The sequence below is a fragment of the Bombella apis genome, from assembly GCF_018221685.1.
Classification (GTDB): domain Bacteria; phylum Pseudomonadota; class Alphaproteobacteria; order Acetobacterales; family Acetobacteraceae; genus Bombella; species Bombella apis.
Genome location: NZ_JAGJTM010000003.1, coordinates 145093 through 162072, shown reverse-complemented (window position 1 = coordinate 162072; position 16980 = coordinate 145093). Strand labels below are relative to the sequence as shown.

15 protein-coding genes are annotated in these 16980 nt (G+C 58.2%); 7 read left to right on the top strand and 8 right to left on the bottom strand.

Going from position 1 to position 16980, the window contains the following annotated elements:
* Positions 1–41: 41 nt before the first annotated feature.
* Positions 42–1571, top strand: coding sequence for a penicillin-binding protein activator (locus tag J8Z04_RS02515; protein WP_192848233.1), 1530 nt, complete (start codon positions 42–44; stop codon positions 1569–1571).
* A gap of 100 nt (positions 1572–1671) precedes the next feature.
* Here J8Z04_RS02515 and J8Z04_RS02510 read toward each other — a convergent pair whose 3' ends face one another.
* From J8Z04_RS02510 to J8Z04_RS02495, 4 genes are all read right to left on the bottom strand, one after another.
* Positions 1672–2058, bottom strand: a complete 387-nt coding sequence (locus J8Z04_RS02510; protein WP_227449703.1) for a hypothetical protein — start codon at positions 2056–2058, stop codon at positions 1672–1674.
* A gap of 167 nt (positions 2059–2225) precedes the next feature.
* Entirely contained in the window at positions 2226–3137 is a 912-nt protein-coding gene (locus J8Z04_RS02505; RefSeq protein WP_043560014.1) for a lysophospholipid acyltransferase family protein, read from the bottom strand.
* Between the two features lie 30 nt (positions 3138–3167).
* Positions 3168–4103 carry a tetraacyldisaccharide 4'-kinase gene (gene lpxK / locus J8Z04_RS02500; RefSeq protein ID WP_232086360.1) on the bottom strand — a complete coding sequence of 312 codons (936 nt, stop codon included), beginning with the start codon at positions 4101–4103 and terminating at the stop codon, positions 3168–3170.
* A gap of 44 nt (positions 4104–4147) precedes the next feature.
* Positions 4148–5422 carry a 3-deoxy-D-manno-octulosonic acid transferase gene (locus J8Z04_RS02495; RefSeq protein ID WP_192848231.1) on the bottom strand — a complete coding sequence of 425 codons (1275 nt, stop codon included), beginning with the start codon at positions 5420–5422 and terminating at the stop codon, positions 4148–4150.
* A 174-nt stretch (positions 5423–5596) separates the two neighbouring features.
* Between J8Z04_RS02495 and fabI the strand changes: the two genes are divergently transcribed.
* The 5 genes from fabI to J8Z04_RS02470 all read left to right on the top strand — a co-directional run bounded on the left by fabI (position 5597) and on the right by J8Z04_RS02470 (position 12062).
* On the top strand, positions 5597–6448 hold the full coding sequence (gene fabI, locus J8Z04_RS02490) for an enoyl-ACP reductase FabI (protein WP_043560018.1): 852 nt from the start codon (positions 5597–5599) through the stop codon (positions 6446–6448).
* Between the two features lie 5 nt (positions 6449–6453).
* Positions 6454–7548, top strand: coding sequence for a chorismate synthase (gene aroC / locus J8Z04_RS02485; RefSeq protein ID WP_103765565.1), 1095 nt, complete (start codon positions 6454–6456; stop codon positions 7546–7548).
* A gap of 198 nt (positions 7549–7746) precedes the next feature.
* Positions 7747–9654 carry a ribonucleoside-diphosphate reductase subunit alpha gene (locus J8Z04_RS02480; protein WP_373364576.1) on the top strand — a complete coding sequence of 636 codons (1908 nt, stop codon included), beginning with the start codon at positions 7747–7749 and terminating at the stop codon, positions 9652–9654.
* A gap of 104 nt (positions 9655–9758) precedes the next feature.
* Positions 9759–10781 (top strand): ribonucleotide-diphosphate reductase subunit beta, encoded by a 1023-nt coding sequence (locus J8Z04_RS02475; protein ID WP_043560023.1) that lies wholly within the window; start codon positions 9759–9761, stop codon positions 10779–10781.
* Between the two features lie 213 nt (positions 10782–10994).
* Complete coding sequence (locus J8Z04_RS02470) at positions 10995–12062, top strand: polyprenyl synthetase family protein (RefSeq protein ID WP_373364575.1); 1068 nt, start codon at positions 10995–10997, stop codon at positions 12060–12062.
* Here J8Z04_RS02470 and murI read toward each other — a convergent pair.
* Both murI and J8Z04_RS02460 read right to left on the bottom strand, forming a co-directional pair.
* On the bottom strand, positions 12059–12883 hold the full coding sequence (murI, locus tag J8Z04_RS02465) for a glutamate racemase (RefSeq protein ID WP_081847702.1): 825 nt from the start codon (positions 12881–12883) through the stop codon (positions 12059–12061). The genes J8Z04_RS02470 and murI overlap by 4 nt on opposite strands.
* A 92-nt stretch (positions 12884–12975) precedes the next feature.
* On the bottom strand, positions 12976–13719 hold the full coding sequence (locus J8Z04_RS02460) for an orotate phosphoribosyltransferase (protein WP_052349051.1): 744 nt from the start codon (positions 13717–13719) through the stop codon (positions 12976–12978).
* 205 nt (positions 13720–13924) lie between these two features.
* On the opposite strand from J8Z04_RS02460, the gene J8Z04_RS09385 reads away from it, so the two are divergent.
* On the top strand, positions 13925–14179 hold the full coding sequence (locus J8Z04_RS09385; protein ID WP_081563192.1) for a hypothetical protein: 255 nt from the start codon (positions 13925–13927) through the stop codon (positions 14177–14179).
* Positions 14180–14339: 160 nt separating this feature from the next.
* Here the strand turns inward: J8Z04_RS09385 and J8Z04_RS02455 are convergent, their stop codons facing one another.
* Positions 14340–16532 carry a pyrroloquinoline quinone-dependent dehydrogenase gene (locus tag J8Z04_RS02455; protein WP_103765563.1) on the bottom strand — a complete coding sequence of 731 codons (2193 nt, stop codon included), beginning with the start codon at positions 16530–16532 and terminating at the stop codon, positions 14340–14342.
* Positions 16525–16905 carry a glycerol dehydrogenase gene (locus tag J8Z04_RS02450; RefSeq protein ID WP_227431441.1) on the bottom strand — a complete coding sequence of 127 codons (381 nt, stop codon included), beginning with the start codon at positions 16903–16905 and terminating at the stop codon, positions 16525–16527. The genes J8Z04_RS02455 and J8Z04_RS02450 overlap by 8 nt, the downstream gene beginning before the upstream one ends.
* Positions 16906–16980 lie beyond the last annotated feature (75 nt).

The following is a 16980-nucleotide window of genomic DNA, read 5'->3' as shown; positions in this document are numbered from 1 at the left end:
ATCGGGGGGAGTATATGGTTTCTCAGACATCGTTATCCTCAATGAGCCGCTCTGGCCTTTATAGCCGTGGTGGGCAGGGGCGCGGCAAGAGAGGAAACGGCCAGGCAGCATTGGCCGTTGGTATTTTCATGTTTCTGGGAGCCTGCTCCGGGGAAGATGGTCATGAAAGGAAACTGGCCCCGGTGGCAGCCGCTCCGCAGCCAGTGGAAAAACCGGCCCGTGTCGGGCTGATCGTACCGTTGAGTGGCCCTCATGCTGCCATCGGCCTGCGCCTGAGGGATGCGGCCCGGCTGGCTCTGCCGGACAACCAGCCTCCTCCCATGGATGTATTTGACAGTGCCCAGCCAGCAGGGCCTGCCCATGCCGCCCAGCAGGCTCTGGAGGCCGGAGACAGTATTGTTCTGGGGCCGCTTACGGCAGGTGATACGCAGGCCGTGTCCTCTGTCCTGCAGCCAGCGAATGTGCCGGAGTTGGCTTTCACCAGTGATGTGGCTCAGGCCAGACCGGGTGTCTGGGTCATGGGACTGACGCCAGAGCAGCAGGTTCGTCGTCTTGTTGACGCTGCCCGGGTAGAAGGACGGAAGCGTTTTGCTGCGTTTCTGCCAGATACGGCGCTGGGGCACGCCATGGGGGAAGGGCTGACCCTGGCCTGTCAGGAGGCTGGGCTGGATGTCCCGCAGATTACTTTCCACAGTAGTGACATCAATGACATCACGCAGAAAATGGCGCAGCTGAGCCGTCGGCCGGTTGCATCTGCCGGTACTGCACAGGGGGCGGCCACGGCGGAGAGCGGACCTTCTGCCATTGACCCTCTGAATGAGGGTGATGAAATGACGGTTTCTTCCTCCCGGCCAGCCCAGAAGGATCAGACCGCTTCGACCCCTTCGGAGGTCAGCCCGCCGCCATTTGATGCCCTGCTTCTGGGTGATACCGGGCTGGATCTGGCCCGTGTGATCGATGCGCTGAAAAACAACCAGCTTCTGGTTCCTCAGGTTCGTATTCTTGGTCCGATGCTCTGGCGTTCCTTTGACGCCAAACTGGGGGACCTGCGCGGTGCCTGGTATGTGGCGTTTGATGAGAAACAGCGCAGTGGCTATGTGCAGAGTTATCAGAATGCCTATCAGCAGAAGCCTTCTCCTGTCGCAGATTTTGCCTACGATGCGGCCGCCCTGGCTGGCGCCCTGATCCGCCAGAACAAGCTGAATGTGGCAACACTGACCCAGCGTGAAGGCTATCTGGGCGTGAATGGTCTCTTCCATCTGCGTCCGGATGGCCGGATGATTCGGGCGCTGGGCATCTATCAGATTGCTCCGGGTGGGGGCAGCCAGCTGATCGTCCCAGCCTCCCGTGATCTGACATCGCCATCATCTCTTTCCGTAGGGCCGGCCGTGCCGGGGCGGGGGACTGCCTCGGCATCGGCTGATATGGCCGTATGGTCACCTGCAAAGCAGACAGCTGGAGCAGTACCGGCACAGGCTCAGGCTGGGAAGAAACCGGCCGCTCCTGATGTGGCGGTCTGGTCGCCATCCCGTCATGCGGGTGCTGGGAGCGGCACGTCCTCAACACCCTGACAGGTTTTGGCTTTTTGCCTGCTTCCATGGGAAAAAGCCCGTCTGCATGTCAGACGGGCTTTTTCTGTAGAACGAAAAATCGCTTCAGCAGGACGTCATGTCAGGCTGATGCATGCAGGGGCAGAACGGGACGGATGGTATGAAGTGCTTCGGAGAAGGTCCGGTAACGGCCAAGCTCGTTGTCTCTCAGGCAGTCCGTGAGAACCCAGTAGGGACCACGCAGGCTGATGAGGTAGGCAGGGTCGGCATTTTCCCGAACCCAGATGACCACCAGGCTGGGATCGGCTGTCTGCTGGTCCGGAGATGATTCAATGGAGGCATCAAGAATGCCCATTTTCTCGCTGGCAATGAGCCATGTGGCCAGGTAGTGGCGATGATGGGAAAGGAGCTTCTGGCGGAACGGGACGACAACACCGCCCGCATGTTCCCGGGCGCTGGAGGAGGGGGCCGTGGCGTGTTCTGCCACGCGGAATGCTTTCTGAGCCATGTCAGCATCTCCTTCATGGGAACAGGGAAACCCCTGCTGCATCACAATCAGAACAACCCATGGTGCCGAAGCGCGCTATCTGAAAACTGAACAGGAAGGCTTGGCTGCTATGATCTTGTTCTCATTTTGCAATCCTACCATGTTTCGGACGCATGGCTAGGTAAAATTTACTTTTTCTTATTCCGGTAACAGGATTTTGCCCATCGCCGATGCAACCAGAGCCAGTTTTCCGGGCGTTTCGTAATCCATTGTTCCAGCTCATCATTCAGGAGCTGGGTCAGGTGACGAATCATGTCATGGCGGGAACGGGCTGTGCTGGCATGATCTTTCGGGTCAAGGCAGGACCCCACCTCCAGAACCAGACGGGCCGGGCCTTCCCGCCAGACATGCCCTGTAATGATCAGAGCATTGAATCTGAGGGCCAGGGCCGCAGCAGCCGGGGCTGTCATGGTAGGATGGCCGAAGAAGGAAACCTCAATCCCATCGTTCATTTTCTGGTCCCCCAGCACGCCAAGATATCCACCTCTGGCGAGATGGCGGACAGCATCCCGTGCTCCCTGCTTCCCTTTTGGGAAGAATGAAACGGGTGTGCCGACAATGTGGCGTCGCAGCCGACAGAGCAGCTGGTCAACCAGAGGGTTGTTGGGGGCACGGTAGAAAGGGGAAAAAGCCATGTCATAACGGGCAACAATCAGGGGCATGAGTTCCCAGTTGCCGAGATGGCCTGAAAAGAAAATGACAGGGCGCCCGCTTTTGCGGGCCTGGTGCAGGAGTTCATCATTCAGGACACGCCAGCCGGGACCTGTAGCAGCCCCTTCCGGCAGGTCAGGAAGGTGGGGGAGTTCTCCCAATGTGCTGCCAATGTTCCACCAGCAGCCTCTGACGAGCCTCCGGCGTGTCTTTCGGTCCATCGTGGGAAAGGCACGGTGCAGGTTGATGTCGGCAATGCGGGATGAGGGAAGGCACGGCCCGACAAGAGCCGCCACGGTTCCTCCCAAACGGGAAGACAGACCCGCAGGCAGCTTGCTGGCAAACCAGAGAAGCCCCTTCAGGCCCCATGCCTCAAGATAATGTTTCATGGGTGCGGGGCCGGGACATGAGAGGGGCAGTTACTCTGCCAGAAAGTGGTCAAGAAGTTCATCCATCAGCCTAGGGTTGCTCCATCGGGGTTCAACATCAAGGCTAACCACGAAATTCTGGAAGAGTGGGGGCAGTTTTACAAAATCTTTTTCCGTCGTGACCAGAACGGTCTCTGGCATATGGGCCAGCTGGGCCAGTTTCTTCAGTTCACGGGCCGAGTAGATGTGATGGTCAGGGAATGTGAGAGTCCGCAACAGGGTAAGGCCTGCATCCTGAAGGGTGGAGAAGAATTTCTGGGGGCGACCGATCCCGGCAAAGGCAATGAGCTGATAGCCCCGCAGCTTCTGGATGGCGGTGCCAGGGGAGAGGGTTCCTTTCAGGACAGGAAGGGACGGAGGCAGCTGCCCGGCGATATGCTGGCGGTCGTCACCGAGGATGACAGTGGCGTGTAGCCGGGGCAGGAGATCAGGAAGTGATTCCCGCAATGGCCCGGCAGGAAGCAGGCGCTGGTTGCCCAGCCCCGCCGGACCGTCAATGACCAGCAGGGAGAGGTCTTTGTGGAGGGAAGGGTCCTGTAGACCGTCATCCATGACCAGGCAGTCTGCCCCTGCTTCGATGGCCCGCAGGGCATTGGCTCTGCGGTCCGGTCCTCGCCATGTGGGGGCAAGGCGGGCCAGCAGGATGGTTTCATCGCCGACATCAACGGCCCTGTCCAGTGTGGGGGAGATCAGTCCTGTCTTTTTGGACCGGCCACCGTGACCACGGGTTAGGGCATGGGGAGTCCGTCCTCTCTGGATCAGCTTTTGGAGCAGATGGAGGCTCATGGGCGTTTTGCCAGTTCCGCCTACGGTGATGTTTCCACAGCATAGAACAGGAACGGGCAGCCTGAGTGAAGGCTGGGTCTGACGTTGCCTGGCGACGAACCCCGTCACTTTACTGAAAGGCAAAAGAAGATTGGAAAGCATGGTCGGGGCAGGGGTCTGCCAGAAAGAAGGGGCCGTCAATTTCATCAAAATGACTTTTTAGTCAAAATTGTGTCCTTAATAAGGCGAATTGCCTGCCTGCCTGCCTGATTCTGCTGAGGGGGCCTGGGGCTGGGAAGATGGCGGGCTTTCAGCCAGCGTGCGAGTGCCTCCTGATGCTCAACAGGATGGAGTGAGCCTGCATGACGGGCGCAGAGTGCTGTCCAGTTCTGCATGTATGGACCGATGGCCGTAGGGCGGCGGAAATGGAGGGATTCCAGAGGGTTGTGGCCTCCTCCGGGTGGGACAAGGGAATTGCCGATGAAGACCCGCTCGGCAAGCTGAAAGAAGAGGCCGACTTCTCCCAGCGTGTCGATGATCCATACATCATCCCCACCTCCAGGAACCTGTCCCTTGGAACGGCAGGGAGCCTGATGGGTCTGGGCCAGTTCTTTGCCTCTTTCAGGATGACGGGGGATGATGACGGTGAGCAGGTCAGGGCGTTCTTTTTTGGCCTGCCGGGCGGCTGCAATGATGATCTCTTCTTCGCCCGGATGCGTGGAAGCCGCCACAAAAATGGAGCGTTCCCCAAGTTGCCTGCGCAGGGTGACAGCCTCGGATGCATCAAAGGGCAGAGGGGGCGAATCTTCTTTCAGATCCGCCGGGGGCAGGAGTGGCCCGATTCCGAATCGGGCAAAAGCCTGCGCATCATCCATGCTTCGGGGCATGATCCAGTGGCAGGCTTCCAGGAGGTGGCGCAGCAGGGGTGATGCCCACCGCCAGCGTGCGGCAGAACGGGGCGAGAGACGTGCATTGAGCAGCATGACAGGCAGTTTTTTTTGTCGGCTCAGGCAGAGCAGGCCCGGCCAGAGTTCACTTTCCGTAAGAACCAGCCCGATCGGTTGCCAGTATGCCATGAAACGCTCAAGGAGATGCGGGGCATCATAGGGGATGAGCTGATGGATCAGCCGCCCCGTGTGACTGGCCGGATGGGCGGCGACCGTTTCTCCACCGGTCAGGGTGGCTGTTGTCATGAGGATGGTCAGCTTGGGGCTGTCTGCCAGAAGCTGACTGACAACAGGCAGGATGCACCGGCTTTCTCCCACACTGGCAGCATGAACCCAAAGGAGCGGTCCGTCATGGGAGGGGCGGGGCATTCCTGCCCGGGCGAAACGTTCCGGCAGGCGGGTTCTGTTTTCCCTGCCCTGCTGCAGCCTTTTGCGGGCATGACGGCGGAGCCATGGCATGGCGGCATGGCCGATCAGCGACCATATTGTGAGAAGGGGGGCGGCCAGAGGCGTGAAGGAAGGGTAACGGCCCATTGCGTGTTCCATGCGGCACGGGTGGTGCATTTTCGCATCATCTCCCCAGCACAACGCAGAGGGAAGCGTAAAAACGTTTTCCTCGTGACGGGAGGGCCTTGCCGAGTGGCCAGCCTTGTGCGACGAGATGACCCACTTATTATATATCCAGGATTATCCTCAAGGGGGCTGACCATGTCAGAAACGGAAGCGCACACGCAGCAGGAAACAGCCAAGGGAACACTCATGGCTGGCAAGCGTGGTGTTGTCATGGGTGTGGCAAACAAGAACTCCATTGCCTGGGCCATTGCCAAGGCCTGTGCGGACCAGGGGGCTGAAATCGCCTTCACCTATCAGGGTGAGGCTCTGGGCAAGCGTGTACGTCCGCTGGCAGAAAGTGTGGGGTCCACCATGGTCCTGCCCTGTGATGTGAGTGATGACGCTGCCATCAATGCCACGTTCGATGAGGTCGAGAAGGCCTGGGGCAAGATCGACTTTGTCGTTCATGCCATTGGCTGGGCTGACAAGCAGTATCTGCGCGGGCGCTATGTGGATACCCCCCGTGAGGCTTTCCTCCAGGCGCTGGATATTTCCTGCTTCTCTTTCACGGCAGTGGCCCGTCGGGCTGCGGCCATGATGAATGCCGGTGGCTCCCTGCTGACCCTGACCTATCTGGGGGCAGAGCGTGTCATGCCGCATTATAATGTGATGGGTGTTGCCAAGGCAGCACTTGAAGCCTCCGTCCGTTACATGGCGGTGGATCTGGGTCGTGATGATATCCGTGTGAACGGCATTTCTGCCGGACCGATCATGACACTGGCAGCCAATGGCATCGGGGACTTCCGCTACATCCTGCGCTGGAATCAGGTCAATGCTCCGATGGAGCGCAATGTGTCCCTGAAGGATGTCGGTGGTTCCGGCCTGTATCTGCTGTCAGATCTTTCCAGCGGTGTGACGGGTGAGGTGCATCACGTGGATTGCGGTTACAACATCATTGGCATGAAGAACCCGGAAGCTCCCGACATGAGCCTCTCCTCTGGGGAATAAGAATAATGTCTGAAAACAGTTTTGGGCGTCTGCTACGTGTTACGACATGGGGAGAGAGCCACGGTCCAGCGATTGGCTGCGTGATTGATGGCTGTCCGCCACGCCTGAAACTGTCGGAGGATGACATTCAGCCCTGGCTGGAGAAGAGGCGGCCGGGTCAGTCCCGTTATACGACGCAGCGGCGTGAACCGGATGAGGTGCGGATTCTCTCCGGGGTGTTTGAGGGGCAGACGACGGGCACCCCCATTTCCCTGATGATTGAGAATACGGATCAGCGGTCCCGGGATTATGGGGAGATTGCCCGGCAGTATCGGCCTGGCCATGCAGATATTGCCTATGATCTGAAGTACGGCATCCGTGACTATCGTGGTGGCGGGCGGTCTTCCGCACGGGAGACGGCCATGCGTGTCGCAGCGGGAGCCGTGGCACGGGTCATCCTGCGGGAGCTTGTCGGGCCGCAGCTGCTCATCCGTGGTGCCCTTACGGGTATTGGTGGGCAGTCCGTGGACAGGGAACGCTGGGATTGGGATGAGGTGGAACGGAATCCGTTCTTCTCTCCAGATGCGGGAATCGTTCCGGCGTGGAGCGAGCAGCTGGAAGAGGTGAGAAAGTCCGGATCCTCCATCGGTGCGACGCTGGAGGTCGTGGCGGAAGGCGTTCCTGCCGGGCTGGGGGCGCCTGTTTATGGCAAGCTGGACTCCGAACTGGCTGGCGGCCTCATGGGTATCAATGGTGTGAAAGCGGTCGAGATTGGTGATGGCATGGGGGTTGCCGCCCTCCATGGCGAGGAAAATGCGGATCCCATCCGTCCCTCCGATAATCCGATGGAGCCTGTATTTCTCAGCAATCACGCCGGGGGTATTCTGGGGGGTATCTCCACGGGGCAGCCTATCGTGGCCCGCATGGCGATCAAACCAACCAGCTCCATATTGCTGCCCGTACCGAGCATCACGCGGGATGGTGAGGCGGTGGATGTCCGGACAAAGGGGCGGCATGACCCCTGCATCGGCATCCGGGCCGTACCGGTGGCCGAGGCCATGATGGCCTGCATCCTGGCGGACCAGTTGCTGCGTAACCATGCCCAATGTGGGTGGCTCTGAAAACTGTTGTTATTCAGCAGGAAGGGTGAGAGCTCGTTACAATATATAGTGTTCATTGTGAACGGGTTAACCCTATATATGCGAAAATGCATAAAACCTGACGAAAAACAAGCCTTGAAATATGCCCTTCATCCATGGGAGATGGGAGGACTGTTTAAGCCGAAAATGATGCCGAAATGAGGGGCTCGATTCATGACCATGCATGATGCGCAGACGTTCGCTCACCCGTTGGGTGGGACAGAAGAACCCGAGCTCTTCCCCAATGTTGTTCAGCTGCCGGGGCATCCGCCTGTGCGGACGACGCCGGAACGTGACGAGCGCCTGACAGACTTCGGTCGTGCCACTCTGGATGACCGCTACCTGCTGGAAGGTGAGACATATCAGGGGCTGTTTGCGCGCGTGGCATCCCGGTATGGAGCTGATGAGGGGCATGCACAGCGTATTTACGATTACATGTCCCAGCACTGGTTCATGCCAGCCACACCTGTTCTTTCCAACGGCGGGACGAATCGTGGTCTTCCGATTTCCTGTTTTCTCAATGAATCGGAGGACAGTCTCGAGGGGATTGTCGGGCTCTGGAATGAGAATGTCTGGCTGGCTGCCAAAGGAGGGGGGATTGGTTCCTATTGGGGCAATCTGCGGTCTATCGGGGAGAATATCGGCCGGAATGGTAAAACATCCGGTGTGATTCCCTTTATTCGGGTGATGGACAGCCTGACGCTCGCCATCAGCCAGGGCAGCCTGCGGCGTGGTTCCGCTGCAGTTTATCTGCCTATCTGGCATCCCGAGATTGAAGAATTCATCGAGATGCGCCGTCCCACTGGTGGTGATCCCAACCGCAAGGCCCTCAATCTGCATCATGGTGTGCTGCTGACGGACGATTTCATGCGGGCCGTGGCGGGTGATGAGGAATGGCCACTCGTTTCCCCCAAGGATCATAGCGTCATTCGCAAGGTGTCGGCCCGTGGCCTGTGGATACGCCTTCTGACAGCACGCATGGAACAGGGCGAGCCCTACATCGTGTTTTCGGACACGGTGAACCGTGCCCGGCCGGAACATCACAGGCTGGCAGGGCTGGAGGTGAAGACCTCCAACCTCTGTGCCGAGATCACCCTGCCGACGGGGATTGACCATCATGGCAAGACCCGTACGGCTGTCTGCTGTCTTTCATCCCTGAATCTGGAATATTGGGATGAATGGAAAGATGACCCGCACTTCATCAAGGATGTGATGCTGTTCCTCGACAATGTGTTGCAGGACTTCATCGACAATGCGCCGGACGACATGGCCCATGCCCGTTATGCCGCCATGCGGGAGCGGTCGGTCGGGTTGGGTGTGATGGGTTTCCATTCCTTCCTTCAGTCCAGGATGGTGCCCTTTGGTAGTGTCATGGCGAAGGTGTGGAACAAGAAGTTCTTTGAGCATATCTCGAAGCAGACGGCTGAGGCATCCCGCGAGCTGGCAAAGACACGGGGCCCGTGTCCGGATGCTGAAGAATATGGTTTTCAGGAACGGTTCTCCAACAGGATGGCCGTGGCGCCGACAGCGTCCATTTCCATCATTGCGGGCAATGCCAGCCCGGGGATTGATCCCATCAGTGCCAACGTGTTTCTCCAGAAGACACTGTCCGGCTCCTTCACGGTGCGGAACCGCCATCTGGCGAAGCTGCTCCAGAAGTATGGGCGGGATACGGATGAGGTCTGGTCTTCCATCACATTGAGCAAGGGGTCCGTACAGCATCTCGATTTCCTGACACAGGATGAGAAGGATGTTTTCAGAACAGCCTTCGAGATTGACCAGCGCTGGGTGATTGAGCATGCTGCCGACCGTGCTCCGTTCATCTGCCAGTCGCAGTCGGTCAATCTGTTCCTGCCGGCGGATGTGCACAAGCGTGACCTTGTCCGCATCCATTACGAGGCATGGAAGAAGGGCGTCAAATCGCTGTATTATTGCCGCTCCCTTTCCATCCAGAGGGCCGATACGGTGTCCAATGTTGCCGTGAAGCGTGACATCATGGAGGGGGATGACGATCATCTTCCGCAGGCTACGCCACGCCATGCGGAGAGTGGTGCCGGGAGTTATGAGGAATGTCTCTCCTGCCAGTAAGGCGGAGGGTGTGAGGTGGGGCCTGCCCGGCATGGCCTCATCTCTGGATATTGGAGGGATTCAGCCTGGAAGGGCTGTGTCTCAAGGGAAAAAGGTTTCGCGAGATGACAGATGGCACTCCATTGCCGCCGGCCCCGGAAGCGGCCGAGCAGGCCAATCTTCTGGTTGAAAACCCGGTTTACAAGCCATTCCGCTACCCTTGGGCCTATGATGCCTGGTTGACCCAGCAGCGTCTGCACTGGCTGCCGGAGGAAGTTCCGCTGGCCGAGGATGTGAAGGACTGGCACCGTAAACTTTCAGAGGCCGAGCAGAATCTCGTCACGCAGATTTTCCGCTTTTTCACGCAGGCGGACGTGGAAGTGAACTCCGCCTACATGAAGTATTACAGTCAGGTCTTCAAGCCGACCGAAGTCCTGATGATGCTCTCCTGTTTCTCGAACATCGAGACCATCCATATTGCGGCCTATTCCCACCTGCTGGATACGATCGGGATGCCGGAGACGGAGTATTCCGCCTTTCTGAAATACAAGGAAATGAAGGACAAGTATGATTTCATGCAGTCCTTCAACATCAACAGCAAGCGGGATGTTGCCAAGACGATGGCAGCCTTCGGAGCCTTCATGGAGGGTCTCCAGCTGTTTGCGTCTTTTGCCATCCTGCTGAATTTCCCCCGCTTCAACAAGCTGAAGGGGATGGGACAGATCGTTTCATGGTCCGTGCGTGATGAAACGCTGCACTGCCTCTCCATGATCCGGCTTTTCCGCACCTTCATTCGGGAAAATCCGGAACTCTGGACGGAAGAATTCCGGGCTGAACTGGTGGAAATCTGCCGTCAGACAGTCGCCCACGAGGATGCCTTCATCGAACTGGCCTTCGAAATGGGGCCTGTGGAGGGCCTGTCTGCCGGGCAGGTGGAGCGCTACATCCGCTTCATTGCTGATCGCCGGCTGATCCAGCTTGGTCTGGACCCGATCTATGGCATCGAGGAAAATCCGCTGCCATGGGTGGATGACATGCTCAATGCGGTGGAACATACGAATTTCTTCGAGAATCGTGCGACTGAATATTCCCGTGCTTCCACGCAGGGTACGTGGGAAGATGCCTTCGAAAGTGGTGTGTTCTCCTGAGAGGAAAGCAGGGAAATTACCCGTTATCTGAATGGTTTATGATAGGGCTGTCTTGACCGGGCCTGCTTTGCTGCTCATATGGACGGAAGTATTTTCTAATAGGGGTATGGGCTGCGTTCTGCCCGGCCATACGTTCTGAGAAGACGTATCCCGGAGGAAAGGCAGCCGCCCGAGACTGTCTGCTCCAGCGTGCTGGAGCAGGGAGAACTGGAGTTGTGCGTTTTGGTTTCTTCCTCATCAGAGCCCAACACTGTATCTGGCGGTGAGGCTGCGGGTAGAGAGGTCAAAGGGGAAGACGCCCTGAAGGCCCTTTCCGCCTATCTGGCCGATGACATGACAGCCTGCAATCAGGCCATCATTGACAGGATGCAGAGCTCTGTTCCGTTGATTCCCCAGCTGGGAGCGCATCTCGTGGCGGCTGGTGGAAAGAGGCTGCGTCCATTGCTGACGCTCGCTTCTGCCCGTCTTTGTGGTTATGGGGAGAAGGAGGGGGAAACACGCCATATCGGCCTGGCGGCCTGTGTAGAGTTCATCCATACAGCAACGCTGCTGCATGATGATGTGGTGGATGAAAGCACGCTGCGGCGTGGCATGGCCTCTGCCAATGCCCTTTTTGGCAACAAGGCTTCCGTGCTGGTGGGGGACTTCCTGTTTGCCCGCTCGTTTCAGCTCATGACGGCGGATGGATCGCTGGAGGTCATGGCCATTCTTTCAGCTGCTTCGGCAACGATTGCTGAAGGTGAAGTTCTCCAGATGTCCACCCAGAATGATCTTTCTACCCCGATAGAGCGTTATCTGGAGGTCATCCATGGCAAGACGGCGGCCCTGTTTGCGGCGGCCTGTCGGGTAGGCGCCGTCGTGGCCGGGCATGGTCGTGAGGCTGAGCTGGCGCTGGAGCAGTACGGAACCAGCCTGGGTATGGCCTTCCAGCTTGTGGATGATGCGCTGGATTATGCAGCGGATCAGCAGGTGCTGGGGAAGACGGTCGGGGATGATTTCCGTGAAGGGAAGATCACGCTCCCGGTGCTGGCTGCTTATGAGCAGGGTACGGAGGAAGAACGTCAGTTCTGGAAACGTGTGATCGAGGATAATGAGCAGACAGAGGCTGATCTGCCTCATGCTCTGGAGATCATTGCCCGGAGGGATGCCATCCGTAAGACGATTGAAAAGGCCCGGGATTATGCGGCGCAGGCCGTGGAGGCGTTGTCCTGTTTCCCGGAGAGCGGGTTGAAAAATCTGTTGCGTGAGACGGTGCTTTATACGGTCGAGCGGGCCCGTTAAGAAAAAACGTCCCAGCCATTGGCGAATCCCAGCCAGGCGATGTTTCTGGCAAGCTCCTCTCCGTTCTGTGGATGAGCTGTCAGGAAGAAGCGGTCCGCTGGGCTGGACGGGCTGGCGGGAAGCGAGGCTTCCGTTACATCACATAACCGCCGGAGGGCCTGCTGGGCGACGGCGGGGGCGGGGTCCAGCCACATGATGCCCGCAGGGCCGAGGCGCTGGAAGTAGGGTAGCAGAAACGTATAGTGCGTGCAGCCCAGCCCAACAGCGTCAATGTCATTTCCACCGGGCTGCTGAAAGAGGCATGCGAGTTCCTGCTGCACTTCAGCCGGATCCAGCTGCTCGCCCCGAAAAGCCCGCTCGGCCAGATTGGCCAGATGGCGGGAGCCATGTATGAGCAGTCGGCAATCGGCAGCAAATTCGTCATGAAGCTGTTTGAGATAGGGGCGTCGTGCCGTGGCGCTTGTAGCCAGCAGACCGATGGTGCGGTTGGCAGAGACCCGTCCGGCCCAGCGGATGGGCGGGACACAGCCTACGACAGGCAGATCGAGCCGCTCCCGTAATATGGGCAGTGCCAGGGTGCTGGCCGTGTTGCAGGCAATGATGGCCAGAGCCGGTTCCAGTGTATCGCAAGCCTTGCAGACGAGGTCGGCAATGCGCTCCCGCAGGATATCATCCGGCTGTTCCCCATAGGGAAACAGGGCCGTATCGGCGAGGTAGTCTATTGTCAGGGAAGGGGCCAGACTGCGCAGCGCCTGAACAACACCCAGCCCGCCGATGCCTGAATCAAAGACCAGAATGCGGGGAGAGGATGGTGCAGGCATGGGCGTATCCGCTGAGACGTGATGGTGGGGCCTGAAAAGGAGAGAAAGGTTGCCCTCCTTTCATCGTCCTTTTCAGGCTGGGTGTGAAACGGTCAGCCCCGTTTGAAGGCAAGAGCTTCTTCTGCGCTGCCGACACCGCCATGGGCTTTGGACCAGCTGCATGGGTCCTCAAGGAAGCGGCGAACTTCTGCGCTGTCTTCGGCAGAGAAATACTGACCATCGGCGCAGGCTTCCAGTACATCCCACCAGGTGCAGAGTGCATGCAGGCTGATGCCCATGTCCTGAAGGGTTTTCTGGGCGCCGGGGAAGACGCCGTAGAAGAAGACGACAAAGGTGTGATCCACGATGGCACCTGCTTCACGCAGGGCATTGGCAAAACGGATCTTGGAGGCGCCGTCTGTTGTCAGGTCCTCTACCAGCAGGGTGCGCATGCCCTCTGGCACGTCACCTTCAATCTGTGCATTGCGGCCAAAGCCTTTAGGCTTCTTGCGCACATAGGCCATTGGTGTCATCAGCCGGTCAGCAATCCAAGCGGAGAAGGGAATACCTGCCGTCTCACCGCCCACGACAGCATCAATGCTTTCATAGCCGATGTGGCGGCCAATTTTTTCAACGGCCAGTTCCATCAGTTTCTTGCGGGCGCGGGGGAAGAAGATGATCTTGCGGCAGTCGATATAGACGGGGGATTTCCAGCCGGATGTCAGCGTGTAAGGCTCGCTGGGCCGGAAGTTGATGGCTTTGATTTCCAGAAGAATGCGCGCCGTTGTCAGCGCAGCATCACGGTCCCACTGTGTGGGGCGGATGCCCAGATTTGATGCTGTGCCAGATGCAGGCATTATTCTCTCCGTAATCTCGAAAAATGGTTCCTTTGGAGACATCTACCCGTTAGAAGGAAGGAGGGGTAGGGCAAAGATGTCTTTTTTGCCCATTCTCTTATTGGTGACGCTTTATTCTGTTATTGGTAGGGCTGATGGTAGTGGCCCGCCTTTCCTGATGGAGGTTTTTCCTGGGGAAAACAGGGTATTGTAGGGGTTATGGGATATGAAAATCGACACCGGGCACATTGGTCGCAAATGCGAACGCGCCGTAATTACAGCTTATCAGGAGCTGCATGATATGGGGCAAAGCGAGATGAGTATTTTTGCTGCCTGCACAACCCTGTATCGCATCCATCATCCAGAATCGTCCCTGCCAGAAGCCCGGCTGCTCGTCTCGGAGTGGATAGATCATCACATCGTCCGGCGTTCGGCTGCGCCTACGCGTGGCTGTAACTGCCCTCCAACCAGGCCACATTGAAGCCACAACATGGCCTGATGCTGTCCTTCGCTCTTTGGGCCAGAGACACATGATGAAGCGGGGTGCCGGATGGCTCTCCGCTTTTTTGATATTTTCAGTTTTGATTAAATCTCTCAGGCCCTCTGGCTGCCCGGAGAAGCAGACAGCCAGAGGGAGCAGATCATTTTGTTGCCTGCTCTGGCAGGGTATAGACAACCAGCTGATCGGAAACAGGTGTCCCCATGAGGTGGTGCCCCCCGGCCATGATGGCGACATATTGCCGACCATTGACGGCATAGGTCATGGCGTTGGCCTGTCCTCCACCGGGCAGCACGTCCGTCCAGAGTGTCTTGCCTGTCTTGAGGTCGACGGCGTGGATCTGGTTGTCGGTTGACGCCCCGATGAAGGCCACACCGCCAGCCGTCATGACAGACCCGCCATTGTTTGGCGTGCCGATTTCGATGGGCAGACCTGTCGGCAGCCCCCATGGACCATTGGCACGGGCCGAGCCGAAGGGCCGCTGCCACAGAACCTTGTGTGCCTTGAGATCAATGGCGGTGAGCATGCCGTAGGGAGGTGCGTTGCACATTACCCTCGTGAATTCGTTCCAGAAGGGACCAACCAGAGTGCCATACGGCGTCTCAGCCTGGGCGGCATTGCCGGCTGTCATGCCATGGCGTGGCGTGTATTCGGGAACATCCACAGGGATCAGTCGCAGCTGGTCCGCCGTTTTGCGGTTCACAAGCTGGTTGTACATGGGAACATTGTTCCAGTTGGCCAGCATGATGCCCGTCTGCGGGTTATAGGAGATGCTGCCCCAGTCACTGCCCCCATTATAGCCGGGGGATTCAATCCATGGCTTTTTGAGGGAAGGGGGTGTGAACTCGCCAACATAACTGGCCCGACGGAACTTGATGCGGCAGGCCAGCTGGTCTAGCGGCGAGACGCCCCACATGTCCGATTCCTTCAGGTCTGGAAAACCGAGGCGGGGAACCCCGACAGACCATGGCTGCGTCGGCGTACGGGGATCATCCTTCATGACACCGGCGGGGGCCGGTTTTTCCACGACAGGGAAGTCTGGCAGCGGCTTGCCTGTCCGACGGTCGAGGATGAAGGTCTGGCCCCGTTTTGTAGGCATGATGAGGGCCGGGATGATGCTTCCGTCATCGGCATGATAGTCGAACAGCGTTGCCTGGGAACCAATGTCGTAATCCCAGACATCCTTGTGGACGGTCTGGAAGACCCACCGGGGTTCGCCCGTGCGGACATCAAGCGCCACCACGGCGGATGACACCTTGTTTTCCGCATCGCTGCGCATGGCGCTGTAATAGTCAGCCGAGGAATTGCCCATGGGGACATAGACCAGCCCCAGGGCATTGTCGCCCGTCATGGCCGTCCAGGAATTGGGTGTTCCACGGCTGTAATAATGGTCCTTGTCCGGCTGGTGGTGGTTGTCCGGATTATTGACATCCCAAGCCCAGAGGAACTTCCCACTTTCGGCATCATATCCCCGGATGACGCCTGATGGTGCCCAGCGGCGCTGACCGTCCAGCACTTCATGATTGACCACGATCACGCCATTGATGATGGGAACCGGACTGGTCACCCCAACAAAACGGGGCACGGACCAGCCCATGCCCTGCATGAGATTGACCTGCCCGCCATGGCCAAAGGCCTCGCACGGTTTGCCATCTTCGGCATCAACGGCGATCATCCGGTTGTCCAGCGTGGCCTCAATGATGCGGTTATGGCAGGTCTGCCCATCCGCTGCGGTGGATGACGTGTAGTAGGTGACGGATTTGCAGGCAGAGGTGAAGGGAATGGCATCGTAGCTTTCATGGGCATGGAAGTGCCATTTCTCCTGCCCCGTAGCGGCATCGACACGCATCATGTCATTCGTGGCGGAGCAGAGATACAGGGAATCCCCCACCTTGATGGGGGCCGTTTCCGGCGCCAGTCGATTCAGTTTGCCTTTTGGTTGCAGGACTCCGGTATGGTAGACGAACGCCCGTTGCAGCCTGCTGACATTCTCCGGTGTGATCTGGGTCAGCGGGGAATAGCGTGTGGCCCGGTCGTCCCGCCCATAGGCAGGCCAGTCCTCAGCTTTGGGATTGGCACTCTCCTGAGGGACGGCCTGGGGAAGCTGGTCGATGGGGAGCTCATCAATATCCGGCAGGTTGGCGGCATTGACGCCTGTGGCCTGGGGTGTGTTGGGAGCAGGGGGATGATAGATGGTGGAAACCGTTTCCTCCGCAGGTGCCGTCTCGTGAGACGTGCTGGGGGAGGCGGCCTCCTGGGCTTTTACGGCGGATAGTGATGTGCCAAGGATGGTACCTCCCAGAAGGAGACCAAGAAGACGGACTTGATTACGCATCGGGAGTGACTTTCTGGTTGCGGAGGAGACGGGGAAGAAAAGCAGCGACCACGATGGCCAGCAAGGTGGGCCCGAAGAGGCGCGGCAGCCATCCCCAGAAATTGAAACCGACCTCGTAGATCGTCCAGGGAATTGTCAGGGCCCAGGCGAGAAGATAGGTCCAGGCACCCACAGGGCTCTGGCGGAAAAGATAGATGCCTGAGAGGCAGAGGAGCAGTCCGCAGAGGGTGTAATACCAGGACCCACCCAGCAGAATGAGCCATGAGCCGAAAATGACGAAATAAAGCCCGAAAAGCAGAATCAGCAGGGCAAATGCCCAGATGGCTATATCTGCGCCTTTGGGTTTTTCATTGGGATAAGAGAGAAAAGACACAGTTCCATCTCCAGTTGACCAGAAAATATCAGGAAGCCATGGGGATACACGTTTCGGATAAAAACGGATTGACAA

Coding starts and splice junctions, on each gene's coding strand:
- J8Z04_RS02495 (WP_192848231.1), bottom strand. CDS start 5,422: ATGGGCCGTTACCCTTCCTTCACGCCTCTGGCCGCCCCCCTTCTCACA.
- lpxK (WP_232086360.1), bottom strand. CDS start 4,103: ATGCTTTCCAATCTTCTTTTGCCTTTCAGTAAAGTGACGGGGTTCGTC.
- J8Z04_RS02455 (WP_103765563.1), bottom strand. CDS start 16,532: ATGCGTAATCAAGTCCGTCTTCTTGGTCTCCTTCTGGGAGGTACCATC.
- aroC (WP_103765565.1), top strand. CDS start 6,454: ATGTCTGAAAACAGTTTTGGGCGTCTGCTACGTGTTACGACATGGGGA.
- J8Z04_RS02475 (WP_043560023.1), top strand. CDS start 9,759: ATGACAGATGGCACTCCATTGCCGCCGGCCCCGGAAGCGGCCGAGCAG.
- J8Z04_RS02505 (WP_043560014.1), bottom strand. CDS start 3,137: ATGAAACATTATCTTGAGGCATGGGGCCTGAAGGGGCTTCTCTGGTTT.
- J8Z04_RS02510 (WP_227449703.1), bottom strand. CDS start 2,058: ATGGCTCAGAAAGCATTCCGCGTGGCAGAACACGCCACGGCCCCCTCC.
- murI (WP_081847702.1), bottom strand. CDS start 12,883: ATGCCTGCACCATCCTCTCCCCGCATTCTGGTCTTTGATTCAGGCATC.
- J8Z04_RS02460 (WP_052349051.1), bottom strand. CDS start 13,719: ATGCCTGCATCTGGCACAGCATCAAATCTGGGCATCCGCCCCACACAG.
- J8Z04_RS02515 (WP_192848233.1), top strand. CDS start 42: ATGAGCCGCTCTGGCCTTTATAGCCGTGGTGGGCAGGGGCGCGGCAAG.
- fabI (WP_043560018.1), top strand. CDS start 5,597: ATGTCAGAAACGGAAGCGCACACGCAGCAGGAAACAGCCAAGGGAACA.
- J8Z04_RS09385 (WP_081563192.1), top strand. CDS start 13,925: ATGAAAATCGACACCGGGCACATTGGTCGCAAATGCGAACGCGCCGTA.
- J8Z04_RS02480 (WP_373364576.1), top strand. CDS start 7,747: ATGCATGATGCGCAGACGTTCGCTCACCCGTTGGGTGGGACAGAAGAA.